The organism is Congregibacter sp. (genome assembly GCF_965662665.1).
Lineage (GTDB): Bacteria > Pseudomonadota > Gammaproteobacteria > Pseudomonadales > Halieaceae > Congregibacter.
On sequence record NZ_CBFIIF010000002.1, the window covers coordinates 80,354 to 103,982 of the forward strand.

Annotated in this window: 16 protein-coding genes; 7 read left to right on the forward strand and 9 right to left on the reverse strand. The window is 56.2% G+C overall.

Annotated elements, in window-relative coordinates; genetic code table 11:
* The first annotated feature begins 12 nt into the window (after positions 1-12).
* On the forward strand, positions 13-747 hold the full coding sequence (locus ACTG39_RS01535; RefSeq protein WP_439105753.1) for an esterase/lipase family protein: 735 nt from the start codon (positions 13-15) through the stop codon (positions 745-747).
* Here the strand turns inward: ACTG39_RS01535 and ACTG39_RS01540 are convergent.
* Positions 692-2,497, reverse strand: a complete 1,806-nt coding sequence (locus ACTG39_RS01540; protein WP_439105754.1) for a TolC family outer membrane protein — start codon at positions 2,495-2,497, stop codon at positions 692-694. The genes ACTG39_RS01535 and ACTG39_RS01540 overlap by 56 nt on opposite strands.
* A gap of 219 nt (positions 2,498-2,716) precedes the next feature.
* On the opposite strand from ACTG39_RS01540, the gene ACTG39_RS01545 reads away from it, so the two are divergent.
* Both ACTG39_RS01545 and ACTG39_RS01550 read left to right on the forward strand, forming a co-directional pair.
* On the forward strand, positions 2,717-3,409 hold the full coding sequence (locus ACTG39_RS01545) for a transglutaminase-like cysteine peptidase (protein ID WP_439105755.1): 693 nt from the start codon (positions 2,717-2,719) through the stop codon (positions 3,407-3,409).
* A gap of 9 nt (positions 3,410-3,418) precedes the next feature.
* On the forward strand, positions 3,419-5,341 hold the full coding sequence (locus tag ACTG39_RS01550) for a bifunctional diguanylate cyclase/phosphodiesterase (RefSeq protein WP_439105756.1): 1,923 nt from the start codon (positions 3,419-3,421) through the stop codon (positions 5,339-5,341).
* Here the strand turns inward: ACTG39_RS01550 and ACTG39_RS01555 are convergent.
* From ACTG39_RS01555 to ACTG39_RS01575, 5 genes are all read right to left on the reverse strand, one after another.
* The gene (locus ACTG39_RS01555; protein WP_439105757.1) at positions 5,338-5,658 is read right to left on the reverse strand and encodes a hypothetical protein; all 321 of its coding nucleotides are present in this window, start codon (positions 5,656-5,658) and stop codon (positions 5,338-5,340) included. The genes ACTG39_RS01550 and ACTG39_RS01555 overlap by 4 nt on opposite strands.
* Positions 5,659-5,695: 37 nt before the next feature.
* Positions 5,696-12,013: a retention module-containing protein gene (locus ACTG39_RS01560; protein ID WP_439105758.1), complete on the reverse strand. Its 6,318-nt coding sequence runs from the start codon at positions 12,011-12,013 to the stop codon at positions 5,696-5,698.
* Positions 12,014-12,162: 149 nt separating this feature from the next.
* The gene (locus tag ACTG39_RS01565; protein ID WP_439105759.1) at positions 12,163-12,768 is read right to left on the reverse strand and encodes a LuxR C-terminal-related transcriptional regulator; all 606 of its coding nucleotides are present in this window, start codon (positions 12,766-12,768) and stop codon (positions 12,163-12,165) included.
* Positions 12,768-14,153: an HlyD family type I secretion periplasmic adaptor subunit gene (locus tag ACTG39_RS01570; RefSeq protein WP_439105760.1), complete on the reverse strand. Its 1,386-nt coding sequence runs from the start codon at positions 14,151-14,153 to the stop codon at positions 12,768-12,770. The genes ACTG39_RS01565 and ACTG39_RS01570 overlap by 1 nt, the downstream gene beginning before the upstream one ends.
* Positions 14,150-16,273 carry a type I secretion system permease/ATPase gene (locus ACTG39_RS01575; RefSeq protein ID WP_439105761.1) on the reverse strand — a complete coding sequence of 708 codons (2,124 nt, stop codon included), beginning with the start codon at positions 16,271-16,273 and terminating at the stop codon, positions 14,150-14,152. The genes ACTG39_RS01570 and ACTG39_RS01575 overlap by 4 nt, the downstream gene beginning before the upstream one ends.
* 518 nt (positions 16,274-16,791) lie before the next feature.
* Between ACTG39_RS01575 and ACTG39_RS01580 the strand changes: the two genes are divergently transcribed.
* On the forward strand, positions 16,792-17,403 hold the full coding sequence (locus tag ACTG39_RS01580; RefSeq protein ID WP_439105762.1) for a hypothetical protein: 612 nt from the start codon (positions 16,792-16,794) through the stop codon (positions 17,401-17,403).
* Between the two features lie 73 nt (positions 17,404-17,476).
* Here the strand turns inward: ACTG39_RS01580 and ACTG39_RS01585 are convergent, their stop codons facing one another.
* The gene (locus ACTG39_RS01585) at positions 17,477-18,790 is read right to left on the reverse strand and encodes a nucleotide sugar dehydrogenase (protein WP_439105763.1); all 1,314 of its coding nucleotides are present in this window, start codon (positions 18,788-18,790) and stop codon (positions 17,477-17,479) included.
* Positions 18,791-18,864: 74 nt separating this feature from the next.
* Between ACTG39_RS01585 and ACTG39_RS01590 the strand changes: the two genes are divergently transcribed.
* On the forward strand, positions 18,865-19,221 hold the full coding sequence (locus tag ACTG39_RS01590; protein ID WP_439105764.1) for a hypothetical protein: 357 nt from the start codon (positions 18,865-18,867) through the stop codon (positions 19,219-19,221).
* A 45-nt stretch (positions 19,222-19,266) separates the two neighbouring features.
* On the opposite strand, the gene ACTG39_RS01595 is transcribed toward ACTG39_RS01590, so the two are convergent.
* On the reverse strand, positions 19,267-20,547 hold the full coding sequence (locus tag ACTG39_RS01595) for an O-acetylhomoserine aminocarboxypropyltransferase/cysteine synthase family protein (protein WP_439105765.1): 1,281 nt from the start codon (positions 20,545-20,547) through the stop codon (positions 19,267-19,269).
* A 202-nt stretch (positions 20,548-20,749) separates the two neighbouring features.
* On the opposite strand from ACTG39_RS01595, the gene ACTG39_RS01600 reads away from it, so the two are divergent.
* Together ACTG39_RS01600 and ACTG39_RS01605 are read left to right on the forward strand one after the other, a co-directional pair.
* The gene (locus ACTG39_RS01600; RefSeq protein ID WP_439105766.1) at positions 20,750-21,412 is read left to right on the forward strand and encodes an outer membrane beta-barrel protein; all 663 of its coding nucleotides are present in this window, start codon (positions 20,750-20,752) and stop codon (positions 21,410-21,412) included.
* Between the two features lie 51 nt (positions 21,413-21,463).
* Entirely contained in the window at positions 21,464-22,093 is a 630-nt protein-coding gene (locus ACTG39_RS01605; protein ID WP_439105767.1) for a c-type cytochrome, read from the forward strand.
* 12 nt (positions 22,094-22,105) lie between these two features.
* Here ACTG39_RS01605 and safD read toward each other — a convergent pair whose 3' ends face one another.
* Complete coding sequence (gene safD, locus ACTG39_RS01610) at positions 22,106-23,473, reverse strand: sulfoacetaldehyde dehydrogenase SafD (protein WP_439105768.1); 1,368 nt, start codon at positions 23,471-23,473, stop codon at positions 22,106-22,108.
* Positions 23,474-23,629: the final 156 nt, after the last annotated feature.

Consider the following 23,629-nt stretch of genomic DNA (forward strand, 5'->3'; position numbering starts at 1 on the left):
TGGAATGCCTCTTTGCAAAACTACAGGATTTATCACAAGCCTCCCCCCGCTCCGGCCCCTACCGCCATGGGCTTTCCCAATCTTCGGGGAGAATGGAGAGTCGGGCGTGAAGCCCTCCGTCTGGGACTTTCTTCACCCAAGTTGATTCGTGCACCCCGGGGGCATGGGGAACCGGTACTGCTGCTCCCCGGCTTCAAAGCCCCGGAGTCCTCCATGTTTCCGATCCGGCGTTTACTGCGTCTAAAAGGTTATGACGCACGCACTTGGGGTCAGGGAATCAATCAAGGCGATGTCCAGCATTACGTCGACGTACTCAAGCCGATAGTAAGGGCAAGAGCCAAGGCCGCAGGCACCGCGGTTGCACTGGTTGGCTGGAGTCTTGGAGGGGTGGTCGCGCGGGAGATTGCTCGTGATGTTCCCGAGATTGTCAGCACGGTCGTAACCTACGGCACGCCGGTGATTGGAGGTCCCTCGTTTACCGTGGGGGCGAACTCCTACAGCGCCGAAGACCGACAGCACATCAATCGTTTAATCAAAGAGCGTAACGCCGCAACCCCCATCCAAAGGCCACTGGGGATTGTGTTTACTCGCGGGGATACTATTGTTTCGTGGCCCGCCTGCATCGATCGTTCTAGCCCTCTCGCTACTCACTACGAGGTGGACTCGACGCACTTTTCTATGGGGATAGACCCTACTGTGTGGGAGATTGTGCTGGAGCGTTTACATCAAGCGCATCAGGCAAACTGATCGTATAGCCGGCCTTTATACTGTTTGGATCGCCCAGATTGAATGCCTCAGGGTTTAGGCGCTCAATGGCCGCAACCGTTTGATACACCGTCGCTCCCTCGGGTCGAACCCGAGCTGCGATAGACCACAGCGTCTCCCCTTCGCCAACCGCGTAGTACTCTGACTCGTCGCCGGGCTGGAACACAGACTCGTTAACCTGGTCTTGCTCTGTCACAACAACAGTCTCAGCGGCGGGCACGAGATCCTCAAGTATCAGCGAGGACTCGACCATTGCCACAGGCTCCGACGCTGGCGAACTCTCTGGCGCAGGCGATGTACTGGCCTCATTCAGAAGTTCACCGCCAGCACCCGCAGCACGATCCAGGCGCCGAAAAATGGCCTCCTGGTCAATGTCCAGCGCTCCAGGAACACCCTCAGGACACTGGGGGATTTCTTCTTTATCGGCACGCTGAAGATCAAGTTCGAGTTCAGCAATCTTGTCCGCGTTAAAACCATCAGCATCAAGGGCCCGAGTGAGTGCACCAATGCTTGCCAAGGTTTTCGCTTGCGCCGCAAGCAGTTGGGTACGCGCAGAGATCAACGCACGCTGCGTATTGAAAAACTCGTTCTGGCTATCCAGAAGATCCAGCAGCGAACGCTGTCCTATATCAAATTGATCGTTGTAAGCGCGCCGCGTCTTGTCCTGCGCATCAAGCTGTTGGGTGAGGTAAGTCACCTGTCTGCGCAGCACATCGACATCGTTGAACGCCACCATGGTCTCACGGCGCACTGATAAACACGCGTCTTTACGAAGCTCTACCGACGAGTAGTAACGGCTTGCTGCCTCGCGACGGCGCGCACTATCAGAGCCTCCTCGATAGAGGTTATAGCTCATCACAACTTCTACAGCCTGCAGATCATAGTCGCCGAGAATACCGTCAGTGTTGCTTTCCTGCTCGTTTCGATAGCGCAAATCAATGCGCGGATACATGGCGCCACGCGTGGCATTGGAAGATTCGCGGGAGGAGCGCAGCTCCTCAATCGCTCGGTTAATCTCGGGACTGTTACGGTAAGCCATATTCAGCGCGTCATCACGAGATAGCGGCAGTGCCGACTCCGGCATTTCGGGAAGGGGTAAGGTCTTGGTCGGCAGCAACCCAACGATGCGCTGAAACTCCACGCGGGTGTCGTGAAGATTCGTCACTTCGGTCAGCAAATTAGACTCCGCCAAAGCGAGTCGCGCGGTCGCCTGTTCGAGGTCAACACGCTGGCTCACTCCACCGGCGGCTCGCTCCTCGATCTTGTTGAATACCTGCCGATGCACCACGTAGTTCTGTTCCGCGTATTGCACCAAACGTTGGTATAGCACCGTATTAACGTAAGCTTCTGTGGCAGTGAGGGCTACGTTTTGAGACGCCGCCTCAAAGTCATAGTATCGAGCGAGCTTTTCATAGCGCTTGGCCCTTGCTTCATCGCGGCTCTGGAATCCATCAAAGAGCAACTGCGTAATTGAGAAGCGAAGCGAGTCCGACTCGTAATCTCCAAAATCCGCTAAGGGTGTCTGGCGATCCTGACTCGAATAGTCTCCGGACAAATCCACGCTGGGCAGCATATCGCCCTGCTCCGCCCGCTCTGAGGCTCGAGTCGCTTCAAATTCATAATATGCAGAGGTAACAGCGGGATTACTCGCCAGCGCGGTCACTATAGCCTCGCCATAGTTAGTCACTTCCTGAGCATGCGCAGATAGCGCCGTGGCCGCAGCAATTACCACACTCGCCGATCGAAGCGCTCTGAGAATCCGAGCTTGGAAATTTTGGTTATGCAAGAGAATCACCCAATAATTAGAATCAACGCGCAGACGAACTTAAAACAAGCGCCAAAGCGGAAAAGCATCTGCCGCGTTCCAGCAGGCGTATTTTAAGGCTCCAAGGGCAGAATTACACAGTAAATCAAGGCTATACTGTGATCAGGTTCTCACTACGGCGAGCGCATGCCCTCAAACACACACGGTTGGCGGTTTATTTTGCTCACCCTCTGTTTTGTTGCCTGCCTTGGCCTGGTGCGGGGAGCGTCGCTTTCAGATGTCCTTGAGTTCGAAACGCTAAGAGCTGCCGCATTAGCACGCTTTGGCCCCGAGGCTGTGGCATCGGTAGACGAGTGGGAGCAGCTGCTTGTCAGCACACACTCAGCGGCGGTTGCTGAGCAACTCCGGGCGACCAATGATTTTTTCAATAGCCGATTGCGCTGGAGTAGCGATGAGGCAATTTACGGCGTTGAGGATTACTGGGCTACGCCGCTGGAATCTCTGGGCCTGGGTGAGGCTGACTGCGAAGACTTTTCCATCGCCAAATACATCACTCTCCTCGCACTGGGAGTCGACCCGAGCAGCTTGCGACTTATCTATGTCAAAGCTCAGCGCCCCGGCGGCCAGAGCCAGGCGCATATGGTGCTCGCGTGGTATGCGACTGCAGCTGCGGCACCACTTATTTTGGACAACATTAATACCGCGGTTCTGCCCGCGGAGAACCGTCAGGATCTGACACCTATTTTTAGCTTTAATGCCGATGACCTTTGGGTAAGCGGTACGACCGGACCTAGCAGCGCGAATCCGCAAATGCGGCTTTCGCGATGGCGACAGGTTCTGGATCGTATTGTTGACGAAGGCTTCAAGGCATCCTGGTAGGAGCGCAGCATGTCCCTCTATCGACAGTTATGGATCGCCATCGTAGTTCTGATGTTAGTGGTCTTTGGCAGTACCTTCCTGATTAACGGCGTCAGTAGCAGCCGCTATCTGGAGGAACAGCTATCCATAAAGAACAATGACGATGCCACCGCGTTGGCGCTATCGCTATCCCAGCAGTCTCTGGATCCTGTGGCACTGGAAATACAATTAGCCTCGCAGCTTGATCACGGATCCTACGAATCGATTGAGTTTAGGGACCCCGAGGGAAAGATCCTCTTTAGCCGTCAGAGGACCTTTGCTTCCAGCCCTTTCCCGGCCTGGTTATCAAAGCTTTTTCCTATCGAGGCGTCTCCGGGTTCTGCCGAGGTTACAAGCGGCTGGACGCAACTCGGCACCCTGACACTAAAAAGCCACGATGAGTTTGCCTTTGCAGAACTTTGGTCAACGGCCAAGCGCACGCTCGTTGCTCTCGTTATGGCGATCATCATCGCCGGGGTACTGGGATCACTACTCCTGAGGATCATCCTCAAGCCGCTGGAGCAGGTCGTGGAGCAGGCCGAGGCCATGGGCGAGCGACGGTTTATCTCCTTGCCAGTGCCCGCGACCCGTGAATTCGCGAAAGTCACCAGGGCTATGAACACGCTGGCGGACCGGGTTCGAGGAATGCTCACTCAGGATGCGATGCGCTTAAAAGAAAATCGTGAGTCGCAAACTACCGATCCGCGAACAGGCCTGCAGACTCGCGAGCCATTCATGGACCACCTGACCGCCCAGCTTCAATCCCAGGAGGCGGCCTCTGAAGGCGCGGTAGCGCTTACCCGCATTTACCGGCTAACAGAGCTCAATCAAATGCATGGCCGCCCCGCCATGGATGCTCTGCTAACAGATATTGGTGCTGCCCTTAGGGCCTTGGCCGAGCAGAATACTGAATTAGCCATAGCGCAAATCAACAATTCAGACTTTATAGCGCTAGCGCCCAACCAGGAGGCGCCCCTAGAGCTGGGCGAGCGTCTACGCAGCACCATCAGAGAGTCCCTCGAGCGCCACGCCATGGGCGATTTCATCGAGCTGCCGAGTGCGTGTACGAGTTATCAATCGGGCGAAACACTCAGCCAACTGATGACCGAGCTGGATGAAGCATTAATGCTGTCAGCGCATACGGACACAATGCCGGTGACGCTCGCCCAGGAAGGGGGTGTTCGTCTCTCCACTCGGTGGGAAACAGGCCTTCAGTGGGATTCACGGATTCGCGCCGCCATTGCGAAGAAAACGCTTCGCCTTGAGATATCGCCGGTAATAGACGCAGGATCATCGTTGATTCACGACGAAGCAATCCTGCAGATTTTCGCTGACGATAGCTGGCTCAGTCCCGAGGCATTTATGCCCTGGGCCCACCGTCTCTCGCTGGAGGGACTCGTTGATCGTGAAGTTATCACTCTTGCCCTGGCACAGATTCGCACGAGCAATCGTTTAACCTGCGTAAGCCTGACATTCGCCGCGCTTTCCGACGAGGAATTCCTTGTCTGGCTGGAACAGGTACTTTCTGAAGATTCAGATGCAGCGCAGTGCCTGAGCGTGTCCATGAGTGAAGCTGCGGCGTTTACGGACCCGGCGGGCTTCCACCGATTGCAGCAGTGCCTAAAAGCGCATGGGAGTCAGTTGGGCATACAGCACATCGGTCATCGCATTAGCGACGTAGGTCTGCTCACCGAGCTTGGCACCGATCACCTTAAAATCGATCAGCTCTTTGTACGGGGCGTTGATAAAAACGATGGCAAGCGAGCGCTAGTCCAAATCTATGCAAACATAGCCCGATCGCTGAACGTTCCTTGTATTGCCACCGGGGTTAGCAGCAGCGCAGAGCAAGACGCGGTGCTTCTCTGCGGTGCCACAGGTGTCACCGGGGCGGCAGTGCCCGGCAAGGTAAGCTAAATTCGGGGATCGTTGTCCAACAGGTCCAGTACGTCGGCGCCGCGCCGCAGAGCCTGGCGATCAAGAATTTTCTTCTGGGCCGGCTCTGGTAACTCGGTAAACAGCAGCACATTTTTGACGATCAAGACCTCGAGCACGTCTTCCAATACACGCACGAACTCGAGGTCCGTCAGCGCCAAAGCGCTTGACCCGGACACACCGTCCAGAAAAACCCGCAGTGCAGGATCATCATCCGCCAGCTGCTCGTCGAAGCCGCTTTGCGGCTCCAAGCTCACGGCCGAGATGCGCTTATCGCTGTCACGCTGTACAAAGGGCATCAACCACTACTCCATTTTAACGATACGACGCTGACAACTACTCAGTGCCTCCAGGGGTAAGCTTGTCATCACTGCTCGTGTTGAGCAACAAATCGATCTCCAGCGCCGCGGCGTCCGCATCACGATTGCTCGCGTCGGTGGGCTGCGCAGCGTCGGCAACAACCGTCGTTGTCTCAGTGCTGTCTTCTTCACCTGCGGGAAGAATCACGTCTCCGTCATCCACCAGCACGTCCGCTGCCGAAACACTGAAGCTCGTGTCTTCGACGAGGCTTACGCTACCATCCTGCCAGGTCAAATCTGACTGGCCATGAACGATTACATCACCCTCTGCAGCAGTGCCGGACTGGCTGTCCTCGTTGTAGTTAAGCGAAATGCTTTCTACGCCCAGATCAACCAAAGATGTCAGCTCGCCCTCGTCAGTCACACCGTCGGAGTCCGCGTCCTGCCATACAGCGAACTGGTCAAACTGTTCGTCCTGCGCATCCAGCACGCCGTCCTGGTTGGTGTCGAATACCTCGGCCACCGCTTCCATATCGGTCTCGGCGGTTTCGCTCCACTCGGTAAAAACGTACTCTTTTGAATCATCGACAGTACCCGACCGGTTAGCATCGACAACCAACAGGCCATCATCGGGTGCTACCCAGGCCGTATTCACGGACTCACCGGTCGACTCATCGGTGAACACCACGCCACTGTCGCGGGACAGATACTCAAGGCCGTCATTGTCGAGATCGATGGCTATGGGTGACTGAACACCATCTACGCTGAAAGTACCTGTAGAAGAGCCATCAAGGCGCACATTGAATGTTTGCTCAGCTGTATCTCCATCTTGATCTTCGATCGCGAGAGCACCCAAACTGAACTGGAAGTCCAGAGTTGGGACTTCATTGACGACTGTCTCACCCACGGTCACCGTGTTTAAGTTAAGACTGCCTGCGCCAGTGTTCGTCACCTCCACTGTCAATATTGTCTTTGTTGAATCGAAACCACCAAGTTCATTTATTTTCACAACTTGGCCAGCGGTAACAGGCCCCAATGTGAGGGGTTCAGTTCCCCCTTCCGCATAGGTTACTTTCACTCCGATGGTTCGGGTTGTCCCGCTGCCCGCAAATTTCTCCGTCGAAAATGAGAACGTCTCAACGCCGGTATCGAATGAGAAAATCAGGGTCTCATCAGTATCAAGATTTTGGTTTGAAACTCCCCAACCCTGGCTGCTGGCATTGACAGCGTCATCTTTCGTAACACCTGGAACGCCATCGCTACCCGTAACCGTCAAACTAAAAGTTTCGCCACTAAATTCCAAAGAGGAGACAGGGCCCCCTGCCTCTGCTAGCTGATCACCCAGGTTTACCTCGGAAATAGTCGGTTCACGCTCAAACACTTCGAGAGAGTCATCGCCAGCGGCATTAAGAGTAAGTTCACCCACCACTGTTTCGTTATCCGAATCCAGCAGCTCCAAAACCACTTGCGTAGCGCTAGCTTCCTTTATCTGTACGTTACCGCTGACCGTAGCCAGGTCAGGGTTTTGAATCGCTGATCCGTCTGCGCCAAAATCCCAATCTGCAAACTGCTGTGTATAGGTCGTTGAGACATTCGGAGCCACAAGACCAACGATGCCATCGCTGTCCGGGTCTGCCACATTGGTAAACTGCGGAACCCCGTCGACTACGTCGACGTTTACAGTCACGTTCTGAGTCCTGCCGGCGCCATCGGAAACTTCGATAGTGACTGACTGCGCATCAACCGCTGTATTCTCTCCATCGCCGTCTGCATGATCAAAAGCTTCAAGCAACTCAAAGGTTAAGGTGCTTCCGACCAGGGTAAAGGTTCCAGGAGAGGTAGTGGGCGTACCTACAATGCTGTAGCTGTAATCACCGTCACCGCCGGATACTAATGCTGACAGGTCGATGGAATCAGTCTCGTTGTCGTCGATGCCATCTACGAGAGTGTCTTCATCCACTTCAAGGTTAGAAGCGGCTGCAACGACCAAAGGATCGTCCACATTCGTCAGCGCAATATTGACCGTCGCCGTGTCCGTGCCGCCTTCGCCATCGTCAACGAGCACGTCAAGCGTGTAATCACCTACCAACGCATCATCAACAGCCTGCGTGACCGTGATTTCGCCCGTCTCCGAATTGATCGCAAAGTAACCATCGCCATTGCCTGACGTGATGCTGTAGGTCAGCGTATCGCCATCCAGATCCGTCGCACCCGCCGTGCCAACCGTCGCGCCCAACAGCGCGCCTTCCGCCAGCTCAAAGCTATAGGTATCGTCATCGTTACCGGACGTCTCGTTCACAAAGTCCGGACCCGGGTTCGTGACCGTCCACTCAAAGCTTTCGCTAACCGCCGGATTAACACCGTCAGTCGCCGTCACTTCAACCGTATACACACCGTCAACGCCACCCTGCGACGCACTGTTATCAATCGTGCCGCTGATCACGCCCGTGTCTTCGTCAATACTCAGACCCGTCGGCAAGCCCGTCGCACTGAACGTCAACGTACTGTCTACGTCCGTAAAGTTGCCGCTGATATCAACGGAAACATCCTGATCATCAACGCTATTCTGTGCGTCAAGGTCCTGACCGTCAGGCGATGAGTCATCATCAAGAATCGTGACGGTCGCCACCTGCGCAGCGCCATCGATAACCGAACCATTAGTCGGATCGCTCAGCTGAACCCGGAATGTCTCATTGATCTCGTCAATGGCGTCGCTTGTGGTGGGGATACGGACCGTCGCCGTTTCCTGTCCCGCAGCAAAGGTTAAGGTGGTCAAACCCAATGCCGTAAAGTCATCAGCTGACGCCGAGTCGGTGCCTGCCGCCAACGCCAAGGAGGCGATGCTTACGGTTTGCTGCAACGAGTTATCACCAGGTCGGGTGATCGTCACTACCGCCTCATCGCCTTCTGTTACGGACACATCCGCAACGCTGAAGGTCGAAGAAAGACCATCGTTATCAAAAATACGGATCGTACCCTGGGGGTCAGCGATGACCGCGTTACCGCTGACACCGGTGAGATTCACCAGCGCAAACTCGGTGTCTTCTACAATCAGGTCGTCAATGATCGGAACCGAAATCTGTACCGAGGTCTGACCCTCGAGGATGATCGCAGTGCCACTAACAGCCTCAAAGTCCTGACCTGCTATAGCGCCCAGGCTGGCCGTGCTCCAATCAATAGACACGTCGCCAACCGCAGGTCGATCCAGCGACAAGGTAAGAATAGCCACACCGTCGCCTTCGCCAACCGCCACAAAGTCGATATCCACAAGAGGCAAATCAACGCTGGGGTCATTATCGATAATGCCCGGCTGTAGATTCTCAGTGAAGAAATTCTCGCCTTCGACGGTGATATCGATAATTTCGATGCCCTGGCCGTCGGGGCCATCAGCATTGGGCTGCTCATCAAAGGGGTCGTCGAAGATGGGAATTCGCACCAGGACTTCTTCTGTCCCTGCAGACCAGGTAAAGCCAAAGGTCGGCAGTATCGGCTGATAGCCTGGAAGCTGGTAGGTGCCAACCTGTGCCATCACCTGCCAGGTTGCGCCACCGTCGGTGGAGTACTCCACGGGAACAATAAAGTCGTCTGCGTATTCCGCTATGTTGGAGCCAAACACCTCGGGGGTAAATTTGAAGGTGATATCCTGATCGGTGGTGAAGATCTCGGACTGGAAGAAACTGCCGTCTTCGGCTTTGAGGTCCCCAGCCAGGCTATGAGTCATCACAAACTGGTTGTACTGCGCATCCTCGGGCACGTCACCCGGATCCGCGATGATTTTGCCCTCGAACAAGTCCAGAGGCTGTACCGTTACTGACAGATTCGCCGTCCAGTCCCAAATGGTGTAACCGAATTCCAGCGACTGCAGAATTCCAGACGCTACGTCCTCGTTCGAGATCACATCGCTGTCGAGCTCGATAGAACCCGTGCGTGTCTCGTCATCGTAGACAATGGTTCCCGCCGCGACCTTGGTGCCGTCAGCGCGAGTAACAAACGCCGCAGTGCCTTCGGCAATTTCGACTTCAAGACCCGCGAGATTCGACTGCTGGGGTATGGCATTGGCGAGTAGTCCCTCAGCACTGAAATCAATGCTGCTGGCCTCGGGATCATTCATGTCGATGAGGTTGGAGAAGTACGTGATGACACCGCCATCGGCTTCGATAACGTCCGAGAGGCGCTCATCAAACGCCTCTGGCTCGCGATCGCCACCCACGGCATCGTCACGGATAGTCTCGATGACGTGATCGATCGCTTCGCTCTCAAAGGTATTTTCAAAGGGAAACTGACCGTCTGGATCCGCTTCGGACTGGCGCGTGAACTCGATGCCAACATGATCCAGCGCATCGGAGATCTGGTTCTTCCAGGAGTCCATGAGGTTCAGCTGCTCGCCGGTGTCGGGGTTTACGTAACCCTCAAAGGCGGCGCGCGTCTCAGCGGTGATATTGATACCGTTCTCAAAAGCTTCTTCGCGGTTGATCACGGCATTGGTTTGCAAGCCGTCACTAAGATCACCATCGGTGAGATCTGCATCCAGGGCCTGTAAAAATATCGCGGTGTTCTCGACGTACTGATCGTTGGAGTTAGCCAGCGACAAGCCCGCAATATCGTGGATAAACAAGATTCCCGTTTCGGGCACGTTGCCCGCGCCAAAGTCACCAACGATGACATCGCCTACGGTAAACACGATGCGCTCGCCGTCCTCATAGGAGAACGAACCCGGCGTCCCTTGGTCACCGGTTAGGCCCGTTCCTGTGACCGTGCCTTCGCCATCGTAAGTTGTGTAGGTAACACCGTTGACCCAGTTATCCGTGAATTGAGCAATTTCCCGGGCGTTGCTAATGGTCAACCCGACCGTTGCCGCATTGGAAATCAAGCCATCATCATCAGTAACGGTATAGGTAAAGCTATCCAAGCCGTCGTAATCGTCGTCGGGCGTGTAGGTCACCGTGCCGTCAGGGTTGACCGTCACACTGCCGTTGCTCGGGCCGTTAACAATGCTCACGCTGCCCGGTACCAGCGTACCGTCGCTGTCACTGTCGTTGGTGAGAACGGTGATCGTTGCAGCGGTGTCTTCGGTGAGTGACGCACTGTCATCACCGGCAAAAGGTGCAAGATTCTCCGCAGGCGGCGGAGGCGGTGTAGTGGGCTCATCAGCGACATTGACCGTTACGGTCGCGATGTCTGTGTTTCCATTACCATCCGTGACCGTGTAGGTGAAAGTATCGCTGCCACTGAATCCATCGTTTGGCGCATAGCTAAAGGTACCGTCGGCATTGACGGTCACGCTGCCGTTTGCAGGGTCTGTGTTGCCCGTTACCGTGAGCGCATCGCCTTCGGGATCGCTGTCATTGGGCAGTACGTTGCCGCTCAGAGGCGCTTCGAATGCTGTCGCAAACAGATCATCAACCGCAGTTGGCGCTTCGTTGACGACGGGTGGCGGGGGTGGAGGCGGCGGCGGTGTGCCAGTATCTTCGTCGATGACAAGCGTCACCGTAGCTTGAGACGTGTTGCCGCCCTCATCAGTTACCACGTAGGTAAAGCTGTCTTCACCGCTAAAACCGTCATTCGGGGTGTAATCAAAAGTACCGTCGGCGTTCATGCTAACGGTGCCGTTGGCCGGCTCGGAGGTCTCGGTAACCGTGAGCTTAGTGCCCTCAGGATCACTGTCATTGCTTAACACATTGCCCGTAAGCGGCAGACCAAAACCACCAGCAAACTCATCATCAACGGCAACGGGAGGCTGATCGACGGGAGGCTCGGGTTCGGGTTCTGGCGTTGGCTCAGGCTCTGGCGCTGGGTCGGGAGTCACGTCAGGAGGTGTTTCTACAACCGGAGGTGCCGACACCTGATCATCGGGCTCAATTGCGTTCTGGACGGCAAGAAGCTGCAGGTCGTTGTCAGCCTCGCCCTGGGAGGGCGCGAGTTCTTCTGCGGTGGGTCCTGCCCGCAGGCTTGCAAATTCGGGGAGATCAAAACCAATGCGTCCAAGGCGAACAAAGGAACTACCTTCGTCCTCGGGACCACCGGCAGCCGGCGCTTCAAGGTTATCCAGGATATCGCCGTCGCCCTCAAGGGCCTCGACTACTGCTGCAATAGTTGGATCTTGCACCGCAGCTTCTGATGCGCTGTCTGCGGTCTCTGCCAGCAATTCGCCATTGAGTAACATCTCTTGGTCATCAGCGAGCTGAATCGATGGCATATCGGGAACCAAAAGCTCCGCCACAGCACCGGTCGCAGGGGCCAATACCTCGCCCTCAAAAACGGTGTCTCCGGTGTTTAGTTCGCGCAGTGCTCCCTCGGGAGAACGGGCAAAAACCTTGCCTTCGCGAATATCTACAGTGCCGATTGCTTGAGCCATAACGTTCATTACCAATACATTGAATTCCAGACATATACGATAGGGTTCCAGAGCACAAAACGGTATGTACTAAAGGGCAGAAACGGCAACGAAACCGGGGAAACAGTGATGCAGGTCACAAGTACAGGAACCAGAGCCCTGCGGGGTGTCTAGTGAATGGGTAAACGGTTTACGTAGAGAGCCAGCTGCACACGATCGCGCAGCCCGAGTTTCTCGAAAATCACGGTGAGATTAGCCTTGACCGTGCGCTCACTCACCTCCAGCGCCTCGGCGATTTCGCGGTTATTAAAACCCCGCCCCACCATGAGCGCGACCTCCTCCTCCCGAGGGGTAAAGTCAGCAAAGTACTGCTGTGCCGGGGGCGCTTTGCCTGTATCAAGACGCTGGCCCACGGTGATCAGACGCTGTACCAGCGCCGGGGGCATCCACAAGCCGCCTTTTGCCACGACTTCGGCTACTTCTTGCAGCTGCTGCGGTGCCGCCTCTATGTGACAGTAGCCGCGCACACCCTGACCCAGCAAACTAAAGGCCTCAGACTCGCTAGGGTTTGCACTCAAACCCACCACCCAATGCCCCGCCTCTACCAGGCGGGCGACAGTGGTCTCGGCATCGTCCGGCGCAGTCTCCAGATCGACCCAGACAAGTTGCTGCCCGTCCGTAACATCCGCAAGGCTTTGAACCTGCTGCAAGTCCGGAAACGCGCTCAGCCAACGTGCCCGGGGACCCGGCTGGGAACTCAAAAACACCATTGGCATTATCGCTCCGACAAGGCTCGCTGACGCGCTCGAAGCACCGGTTTCATGAGATAGGCGAGCACGGTTTTCTTGCCGGTAATCACATCCACTTCTACCGTCATACCCGGAATAATCGGACTCTCGGGGCCGAAATCGGCCTGATCGGTGCGCACCGACACCTCGTAAAACGCATTGCCGTCCTCATCCAGTACCGTATCCGCAGCGATTTGCTCCACTCGCCCTTCCAGACCGCCGTAGACCACAAAATCGTAGGCCGTGACTTTGACGTTGGCCCGCTGTCCCGGTGCCAGAAACGCGATGTCCTGAGGGCGCACTCGTACCTCCAAAAGCAGGGTGTCGTCTGCCGGCACCAGCTCCACAATATCCCGACCGGGCAACACCACCCCGCCCACGGTGTTGTAATACAGCTGGTTGACCGTGCCGCTTACAGGCGCGGTAAGGTTGGTCTGCCGTACGCGGTCCGATAGTCCCGAGGCAGCCTGGCGCAGCGCATTGATCCGCGTCATGGTCTCGGTAAGCTGCTCGCGAGCCTCGTTAGAAAACTCCAATTCTACCGAGTTCACCCGTCCCTCGGCCTCGGCGATGGCCGAGCTCACACGGTTGATCTGCGCCTGCGTCTGGGCAAGCTCGCCACTGGCGCGGTTGACCTCACGCTCCAATCGCAGAATTTCCACTTCGGAGACAGCACCAGAAACAACCATGGGCCGGGTAACATCGAGCTCCTGCTGAGCCAGACGCTGCTCGGTGCTTAGCTGAGTCTCCCGTGCTCTTAGCTCGGCCAGCTCTTCGCTACGCTGCTGCAGCTGCTCGTTTGCAATGTCGCGCTCCACGTCTCGACTGCGCAGGGACGACTGATAAAGCTGGTCCTCCTGCTCCACTACGTCCGGGAGCTCATTCAGCATGAGCTCTGTTGGGGCAAAGGGAGCGCCCTCCGCCATGGCACGCAAACGAGAAGCCTTAATACTGAGCCCGCGCAGCTCAACCCGGTTCTCACCCAGGGTCGCCTGGGAGCGGGTTTGGTCCAATCGAAGAAGCAGGTCGCCGGCCTTGACCACATCGCCTTCACTGATAAGGATTTCGCGAACTACACCGCCGTCCTGGGAACCGATCACCTGTACCTGCTGGGAGGGAATCACCTTACCCTGCCCCCGGGTAACGGTATCGATCTCGGCCAGAGACGACCACAGGATAAGCAGCACAGTCACTGCCGCGATGCCATAGAGCAAACCACGGGCACGCAGGGGTTCATCCTCGATAGCCGCACGATCCGCCAGTGCACTCCAGCCCAGCTGCCGCGCCGGCTCGGGCCGCACGGCGGATTTTAAGGCTGCTTGCACGGTCTGGGCACTCGCGGGCGATGTTTGCTTGTCAGGGCTATCCGTCATTGCGCTTTACCAATACGACCCTGCTGCAATGCAGCCACTACGCTGTCCTTAGGACCATCGGCAACGATACGCCCCGAGTCCACAACGATGATGCGATCGACCAGCTCCAGTAAGGCATTGCGATGGGTGACCACCACCATGGTGCGCCCTTCGATAAAGGTTTTGAGATTCTCGATCACGACCTTCTCGGTGGAGTTGTCCATGGAGCCGGTAGGCTCATCCAGCAGCAGAATATTGGGCTCGTGCACCAGCGCCCGGGCCAGTCCAATACAACGTCGCTGGCCGCCAGAGACAGAATCCCCGCGCTCGCTGATGGGCATATCAAAACCGCTGGGATGCCGGTTCACAAACTCTGCAAGCCCCGCGCGCTCGACGGCGCTTAGCAGCGCGGCGTCAGTCAAACCACGGTGCGCCAGGCTGAGATTATCCCGCAGGCTGCCATGAAACAGCGTCACGTCCTGAGGCACATAGCCGATGGCCTGGCGATACTCCCGGGGATCAAGCTGGCGTAAATCAATACCATCGATGAGCACCTCGCCTTCGGTAGGCCGGTACAGCCCCATAGCGAGCTTTTCGAGGGTGGTCTTACCCGATCCCACGCGCCCCAAAATGGCCACGTGCTCGCCGGGCTTGACCGTAAACGATACGCCGCGCAATGAAACCGACTCGGCAGCGGGATAGCTAAACGCCACGTCTTTAAACTCGATGCTGCCGGCAAAGTTTTCGCGAGACAGATAAGCGCCATCTTTGCGGTGATCTACGGGCGAGTCGAACATCGCATCCAGAGAGGTCAGGGCAATGCGTGCGTTGTGGTACTGGGTAATCAAACCCGCGAGCTGCCCAAAGGGTGCTACCGAGCGGCCCGCCAGCATGGTGCAGGCAATCAAGCCACCCATGGTCAGTTCACCGGCCGAAATCAAATAAACACCGGTGATAATCACGCTCACGGTAATTAACTGCTGACACCAGGCGGTGGCCTGGGTCACCGATGAGGAGGCGAGCTTGCTGCGCACGCCAATGCCCGCCAAGTACCGCGTGCTGTCCTCCCACTTACGCTGCATGACGGATTCAGCGCCCATGGCCTTTAGGGTCTCTAATCCGGTCAACGACTCGATCAGCGTGGCATTACGCATGGCACCGGCTTGATAGGAGCTTTCGGTGAGGCGCTGCAATCGCGGACGCATAAGCAGTGCAAAGCCCACCAGTAAGACGATACCCGCCAACACAGGAACCAACACCGGCCAGGCAATCCAGCCAATCACCACAAAGAACAGAATTGCAAAAGGCAGATCAATAACGCTATTGATGGTGGCCGAGGCAATAAAGTCCCGCAGGGTTTCGAAGGAGCGCAGGTTGACCGCAAAAGAACCCACAGAGGCCGGGCGATGCTCCATGCGCATACCCAGGGCCTGCTCCATGATCTTGGCGGACAGATCGATGTCCACCCGACGACTGGCAAGGTCAATAAAGTAGTTGCGCAGCGTACGCAGCGTGACATCGCCGATAAGCACCACGAACATGCCGGCTGCCATCACCCACAAAGTCTCGAAAGCCGCATTGGGCACCACTCTGTCATAGACGTTCATGGTGAACAGCGGCAGCGCCAGGGCAAACACGTTAATAAAGAAGGCCGCAAAGAGGACATCGCGATAGACCGGGCTGTTTGCGCGGATGGCACTCCAGAACCAGTGACCCTCATTGCCCATTATCGCGGTATCCGCCACGCGCTTATCGACCTTGAATTTTGGACGTGCCAGCAATACGTGCCCTGTCGCTTTGGCCGACAGCGCTTCGAAGGTCTCGGTGACTTCGGTGTCGATAGCGAAGGGATACACAATGCGCGCGGCGCCGTTCGCATTGGCGCCCATATAGATGCAGGCGCTGTCTTGTAAAAGCACAATCGCGGGTGTGACCGCATCGGGAATCTTATCGATGGCAATGTGGGTAAGCCGCGCGTTCAGGCCCGCCCGCTCTGAGGAGCGTAACAGCAGATCCGGTGTTAACCCCGCATCACCCACAGGCAGCGCTGCGGTGAGGGACTCCGCCGTCGCTGGCAACTGGTGATGGCGTGCCACAAATAGCAGGCAATCCACCAGAGGGTCATGTTGGGGGGTGGTCATGCCTGTTTGGGTCTCCTAAGAGGTCATTTCGGCTGGCGATGTTACCAGTCGAACATCAGTTTGCGGGGGAATCCTGCCATTGCGCATCCAGTTTGTGAGAGGTGGGTCGCAGTTAGAGCAGCAAAAACTTATCCGGTTTTACTACTGCTGGATTTTTCTGCTCCCTCGTCCTACTCTTTTAGTGGCTGAAACTCCGTCTTGGACTGAGAGAGGCGTGACTGATAACAGAGCGTTACCACAATGTGGTGGATACCTCGCGAAGAGCAATGCGTGCCATACTGCACACTCAAAGTCACACTTGGCGTCAGGATTCTTTACAAGGACTCCCTCGCTGCCGCTCTATGTTATTGATTTATATGTAGATTATTTTATGGCGTGCTAATTGCTTGTTACGTCGGACTTGACGAATTGGGCGACCGAGCTAGGGTGCAAAACACCGCTGGGGGGCCGATTCCAAATTACAGCCACGAGTCTGCCAGCAGCATCTCTTGGTTAGAAACGAGCGAGAAAGTAACGTTATGAAGATGTTAAGCCTTACAGGGATTGTATCGGTTGCCGCGGCACTTTTATCGCCTGCGGCAGTCGCCGACCCCTTTGCGTTGACAGACGATATGAGATGCGGACTCGGAAACGCATCCGGTGGCGAGGTAACTTACTTTGAAAACGGTAAAAAAGCTGGCCAAGTAAAAAAAGATGACACGTTTGACCTGTCAGTCAACGATGTCACGTCGGGCAACGTGAGCGCCACCGACTGCTGGGGCCCCGTGGTTAAGGGTGAAACGTACAGCGAGTACGATGCCTCTGGGAACCCTTGGGAGGATGGCAATGGCGCCGGGGATGATCAGGTTGACAAGCCCATTGATTACCCAACTTTTCCCGACATCTCCCCTGACGATCAAGGCTTTTTTGTCTATTCCGTAGAAGAGCCAATAAGCGAATACAATGGCATTTTATTCGAGCGGGTAGTCAAGCAGAATAACGATGGCTCTGCAGGCGAGACGGAGAATGGTTACGACGCTTCCATAGATATAACGAACGGTGTAGGTGAAACCAGCGGCGACTGGGCGATCACTGGCGATAGCCTTATTGAAGGCGGTAGTGCTCCTTCGCTATTAGAAAGATCAACCTAGTGGTTCAGTGTCGTCGGTTTTCTTTACAGTCACAAGGGGCTTGTCCCGCGCGGCGCCACTTCTGTGAGTCCCGTCACAGGCGCAAGAGCGATAAATCGGCACTGGCTGCTGCATCTCTATCCAAAATACCCTTCACATCCACTACAAAGCCCCCGCCACTCATTCGCTGGGCAAAGGTATCCAGCGACCGCTCTCGGTACTCCAGGTGCGGCACGGCCAATATCATGACTTGAGCTTTTGGCAACGAGTCCCAGTCTGTCAACGTGATGTCGTGTTCGGCCAAGGCATCTGTCTCAGAGGCCATGGGGTCATGCACAAAAACCTGGCAGCCAAAAGACTGCAGTTCCTGCACAATGTCCGGCACGCGGGAATTTCGCAAATCCGGGCAATCTTCTTTAAACGTTAGCCCCAAAATGTTGATCACAGCTCCGGTGATAGGCAGCCCGCGACTCGCGAGCTGTTTAACAGTCTGCTCCGCAATGAATTTGCCCATACCATCATTGATTCGACGCCCCGCCAGAACGACCTGCGGATGGTAGCCCGCGCGCTCTGCTTTGTAGGTTAAATAGTACGGATCCACGCCTATACAGTGCCCGCCCACCAATCCCGGCTTGAAGGGGAGAAAGTTCCACTTGGTACCGGCCGCCTCGAGCACATCCAATGTGTCGATACCCAACCGGTCAAATATCATGGCCAGCTCATTCATCAGGGCAATATTGAGGTCGCGCTGGGTGTTTTCTATGACTTTCGCCGCCTCAGCAACTTTGATGCTGGCTGCGCGGTGGATGCCCGCGGTCACCACCGACCCATAAAGATCAGCGAGAGTATCGAGGGTATCGGGCGTATCTCCAGCAACAACCTTAACAATGCTCTCCAGGCGGTGGGTTTTATCGCCCGGATTAATACGCTCGGGCGAGTATCCAACGTAAAAACCCTCTCCTGTCGGCGCCCCCGGTCGTCCAGCCCAGGGCAATCCAGAGCTCTCCTCGAGGATGGGTACGCATACCTCCTCAGTGCAACCGGGGTATACCGTGGATTCAAATACGACGATAGAACCCGGCTTCATGTGCTGACCGACGGCGAGTGAGGCGCCTTCCAGTGGCAACAAATCCGGTCGCTTTGCATCATCAATAGGCGTCGGAACCACCACCACAATGATGTCAGCATCCGTCAACGCCGAGGGATCGCTGGTCAGTTCGAGATGATTGGCAGCGGATAGCTGGTCACCCGTCACCTCTCCACTCGGATCATGTCCCTGACGATAGGCGTCCAGCTTGGACTCATTCAGATCAAATCCGATGGTTCGCTGCTGCGCTCCAAAAGCGACTGCTAATGGCAGCCCAACGTAGCCAAGGCCCACAATGGCTACTGTGTCCCGGTTCTCCAATTTCTGCTCCCTGCGTTTACAGCAACAGGGGGAGAGTATAGGGTCGAACGTCATCGAAGGGCAGGAAGATTCTTGTGAACGGCAACATCGGTTTACTAACCCATTCCATCGCGGCGCTGAGTTACTTGCTGGTCAGTCTTTTACTGCTCACGCAATGGCGTGTGCGCCCTTTAGGGCCTGCGCTCTTCGCCGCGACAGCGGCTACAGTGCTCTGGGCCGCAACGGTCAGCCTGGATGCCTGGGATTTTGGTCTCAGCGCTGAGCGACGACTCCTTAAGAACATCTGGTTGGAGGCGCGAACGGGTATTGGCGGTCTTCGTGGTTTTCGCTTCAACAGTGACAGTGGCCAAGTCGAGGACCCCGACATCAGCGTGGGCTCCCGTGGCTTCTTTGCACTGTCCCTTAAGCTAAGACCAGCGATGCTGCCTTAAACATCGCCGGTCTGTCTTACTCTCTATCTTTCTCTTCCTCAGTTCCTAAGCCGCGCTCGCCGCCAGCGCCTGATCGATATCCGCGATGATGTCATCGACATGCTCTATGCCGATAGACAAGCGCACCATGCTCTCGCTGACTCCCGCGGATGCCAATTCCTCGGCATTGAGTTGACGGTGGGTCGTGCTCGCCGGATGACAGGCCAATGACTTCGCGTCACCAATGTTCACCAATCGAAGAATCAACTGCAGCGCATCAATAAAGCGTCCGCCCGCCGCGTGCCCCCCTTCCAGCTCAAAACTAATGATGCCCGAAGCGCGACCGCCGCAGATTTTCTGGCAGGTCTCTGCGTAAGGACTATCAGCTAGCGTCGCGTAGTTGACCTGCTTTACTAACGGATGCCCCAGGAGATAGTCGGCGACTTTCTCTGCATTTTCACAATGGCGCTCCATGCGCAGTGCTAAGGTCTCCAGACCCTGCATAATCAGGAATGCGCTATGGGGCGCCAGCGCTGCTCCGGTGTTACGCAGGGGCACCACGCGGCAGCGACCAATAAATGCGGCGGGGCCCAGAGCCTCGGTGTACACGACACCGTGATAGGACGGATCCGGGGTATTCATGACCGCAAAGCGCTCCGGCTGAGCAGCCCAGTCAAACTTGCCAGAATCGATAATCGCACCACCAATCGTCGTGCCATGACCGCCAATGTATTTGGTCAGTGAGTGCACAGCGATATCTGCGCCGTGATCAAAGACCCGGCACAACAAGGGCGTAGCGACGGTGTTATCCACGATCAACGGTACTCCAGCCGCGTGGGCGATATCCGCCCAGCGCTGAATGTCGACGATGTTGCCTGCGGGATTTCCGATGGACTCACAAAACAGCGCTCGGGTGTTGTCATCGATGAGCGACGCAACGGTGTCGAAGTCATCGGCCTCGGCGAAACGCACCTCGATTCCCTGACGGGGAAAGGTGTGTGCAAACAGGTTGTAAGTGCCTCCATAGAGCTGCGAGGTGCTTACGATGTTATTGCCCGCCTCGGTAATGGCCTCAATAGCGTAACGAATCGCCGCCATACCCGATGCAACACTCAGGGCGCCTACTCCACCCTCGAGCTGCGCCAGGCGCTCTTCCAGCACCCCGTTTGTAGGGTTCATGATGCGGCTGTAAATGTTTCCCGGCACGGCCAGGTTAAACAGATCGGCGCCGTGCTGAGTGTCATCAAATGTAAACGATGTTGTTTGATAGATGGGTGTGGTCGCGGCGCGAGTATTGCCACGGTCGCCCTCGTAGCCCGCATGCAGGGCGATAGTCTCCGGTTTCATGTTTGTCTTCTCGTTTTAAGTAGATATTGGTATCTGAATCTTGGGGTCTTGCCGCTGATCAATCAGCAGGGGCTATCCTGAGCCTCAGGCACTCTGAATTGCAAGAGCGTCCTGCTACAATTCCGATCGGGACAATCGCATTTTGCCTTTCGCAAGAACACAGGTTTCATCATAGTTTTTACATCAAACAAGGATCGTCGTTATGCGCACAGCGCGCTTGTTTTTTATCGCACTAGCACTGTTTTCGCTCAGCGCTCAGGCTCAGTGGGCGGGCCCCAGCACGCAAAGGGCAGGAAAGTGGGAGACCAACTTTGGTCTGTATCTCACCAGCTCCGAAAGCAGTGACGGCTTAAACGAGTCATCCGTCGACATTGATAGCGGTTACGGATTTGGGTTCGGTGTTGGTTACAACTTCACGCAGCACCTCGCCCTGCGCTTTGATGGCGCCTGGTCCCGCGCTGACTACGATGCGATTCTCGATACCGAAGACGAGGGCCTGGTAGAAATCAACCACCGTCTGTCTGCGTTCACGGGCCAGTTTAACGGCGTCTGGAACATATTGGAGGGTCCTTTTACACCCTACCTGCAAGCCGGTATCGGCTGGACATTTCTGGACTCCAATGTGACCGACGGACCTCCGACGACGGGATGTTGGTGGGATCCCTGGTGGGGCTACATTTGTAGTGGTTTCTACTCCACGTACAACGAAACTAATTTCAGCTACAACGTGGGCGCCGGGCTGCGCTACGAGTTTGGTCGCGGCATGTTTGTGCGCGGTGGCTGGGAACGAACAGCCATTGATGGAGGAAGTGGTGCCGATCCTGAATTCGACGCCTTTCGTGCTGAAATTGGCTGGCTTTTCTAGGCTTACAATAGCCGCCAGCATTAGCCTGTTGTAAACAGAGGGTAAAAGGTCATGAATAAAACGTTTTGCCGGAACAAGGCGGTCGTGATTGCCAGCGGTCTGGTATCAGCGATGTTTGTATCGTCCGTCGTTGCCGCCGAAGACGGCATGAGCAACAGCACTGAGAACCCCCTCAAAGGCATGACCGCGGTAGAAGCCAGCAAAGGTCTCGAGCTACCGACAGGCAGCGACAACAGTGAAGTTGCTCAGGGGCGCTATCTCGTAGGCCTCCTGGGCTGCGCGAGCTGCCACACTGACGGCGCTTTAATCGGCAAACCGGATCCGAACAAGACGCTGGCCGGCTCCAGTATTGGCATCGCCTACAGTAACCCCATGGTCAACAACTACCCGGGGGCAGTTTATCCACCTAATCTGACGCCGGATAAAGAAACGGGGCTCGGCGAATGGTCGCTGGAAGAAGTCGTCACACTGCTGCGCAGCGGCAAAACCCGCCACGGGCGTCAGACCATGGCCATCATGCCCTGGACCAGCTACGCCCAGTTGAGTGAAAGTGACGCGACAGCCATCGCCAGTTACTTACTGTCTTTGGAACCGATAAAGAATCGCGTCCCCGAGCAGGTCAGACCCGGCACCCCCGCAAGAACACCTCTGGTGCATGTGGGTCTCTATCGAAGTCGCTGATCCGCTGCGGGCTTAAATCACCAAAGTCTTCTGATAGCTCATCTCTCGAATCGCGTACTTAAGCCCTTCGCGACCGATACCGCTATCCTTTACCCCCCCAAACGGAAAGTGCTCCGCCCGAAACCCCGGGCCATCATTACTGGCCAGAAGTCCCACTTCCAATTCATCAAACAGACGGCGGATAACAGCAAGGTCCTGAGTAAACACACCTCCCTGAAGGCCGCAGGGGGAGCTGTTAACCAATGCAATCACTTCATCCAGCGTGTCGAATTGGCGCAGCGGCAGTACGGGACCAAAAGTTTCTTCAGCGACCAGCGTGGCAACATCGGGCACCCGCTCCAGGACCGTGGGCCACAAGAGGTTGCCCTCACGCTTGTTCCCGCAGGCAAGCAGTGCGCCCTGGGATAAGGCGTCATAGATGCGTCCACTGATCTCATCGGCGGCCTGAGCGTGGATCACGGGCCCTACAAAAGTACTGTCCAGAGCGGGGTCTCCCACTTCAAGAGCGCCGGTTGCTGTGACTAGCGCATCTCTAAAGCGCGCATACACGTCGCTATGCACAAAAACACGCTTGGCGGCAGTGCAGCGCTGCCCCGCCGTCGCAAAGCGCTGATTGATTGCCGCAGCGACGGCCGCATCGATGTCGGCGTCGGGCATGATTATCAGCGGGTCGTTCCCTCCCAACTCGAGCAGCAGCTTTTTAAAGCCCGCTGCTTTCGCGATTGCCCTTGCGGCAGCAGTGCCCCCGGTAAAGTTAATCGCCTTTATCTGTGGGTGCGCCACTAGATCAGCCATTGCCGGTACATCAGGAATACACAGCTGTAGCGTCTCTTGCGGCATACCCGCCTCGTAGCAAAGCTCCACCAGACGCTTTGCTGAGCTCGTATTCTGAGGCCCCGGCTTAAACATCACGGCGTTACCCGCGGCAAAGGCGGGTCCGAGCTTGTGCATTGCGATGTTGATCGGAAAATTAAAAGGAGTGATGCACAACACTGTTCCCAAAGGCCGCCACACCACAACACCTATGCGACCACGGGTTGGCGGATAGGCGTCGGAGTCCAAGGCCTCGCCAGCAATCTGTCGCGCTTCTTCCGACGAGGCGATAGTCGTATTGATCGCCCGGTCCAACTCAACACGGGCATCAGAAATCGTCTTGCCTATTTCTGCCGTAACCAGCGCCGCAAGCTCTTCGCGGTTTTCGCTTAACAAGTGCGCCAAGCGCCGCAGAATGTCCGCTCGTTCATGCGCCGGCAGCTGCCGCTGGATCTCCTCGCCACGGCGCAGAGCTGCGAGTGCCGCACTGATATCGCCCGCCTCAGCGTAGGCATACTCTGCAAGTAGTTCGTTGTTCCAGGGGTTAACAACCGAGTAACTCGTCATGCGCGTTTCTCTTGTCACTTCGTCGACGTAGTGACGCCATTGTCCGCGCTTCTCACCTCCAAAAACCAGCCCTATCGGGTGGCCTCTTTATGAATTGTCTTGCGGGCAACTTGTGTTGAGCGCCACAGCCGGTATGGTCGACCCTACGATGCCAGA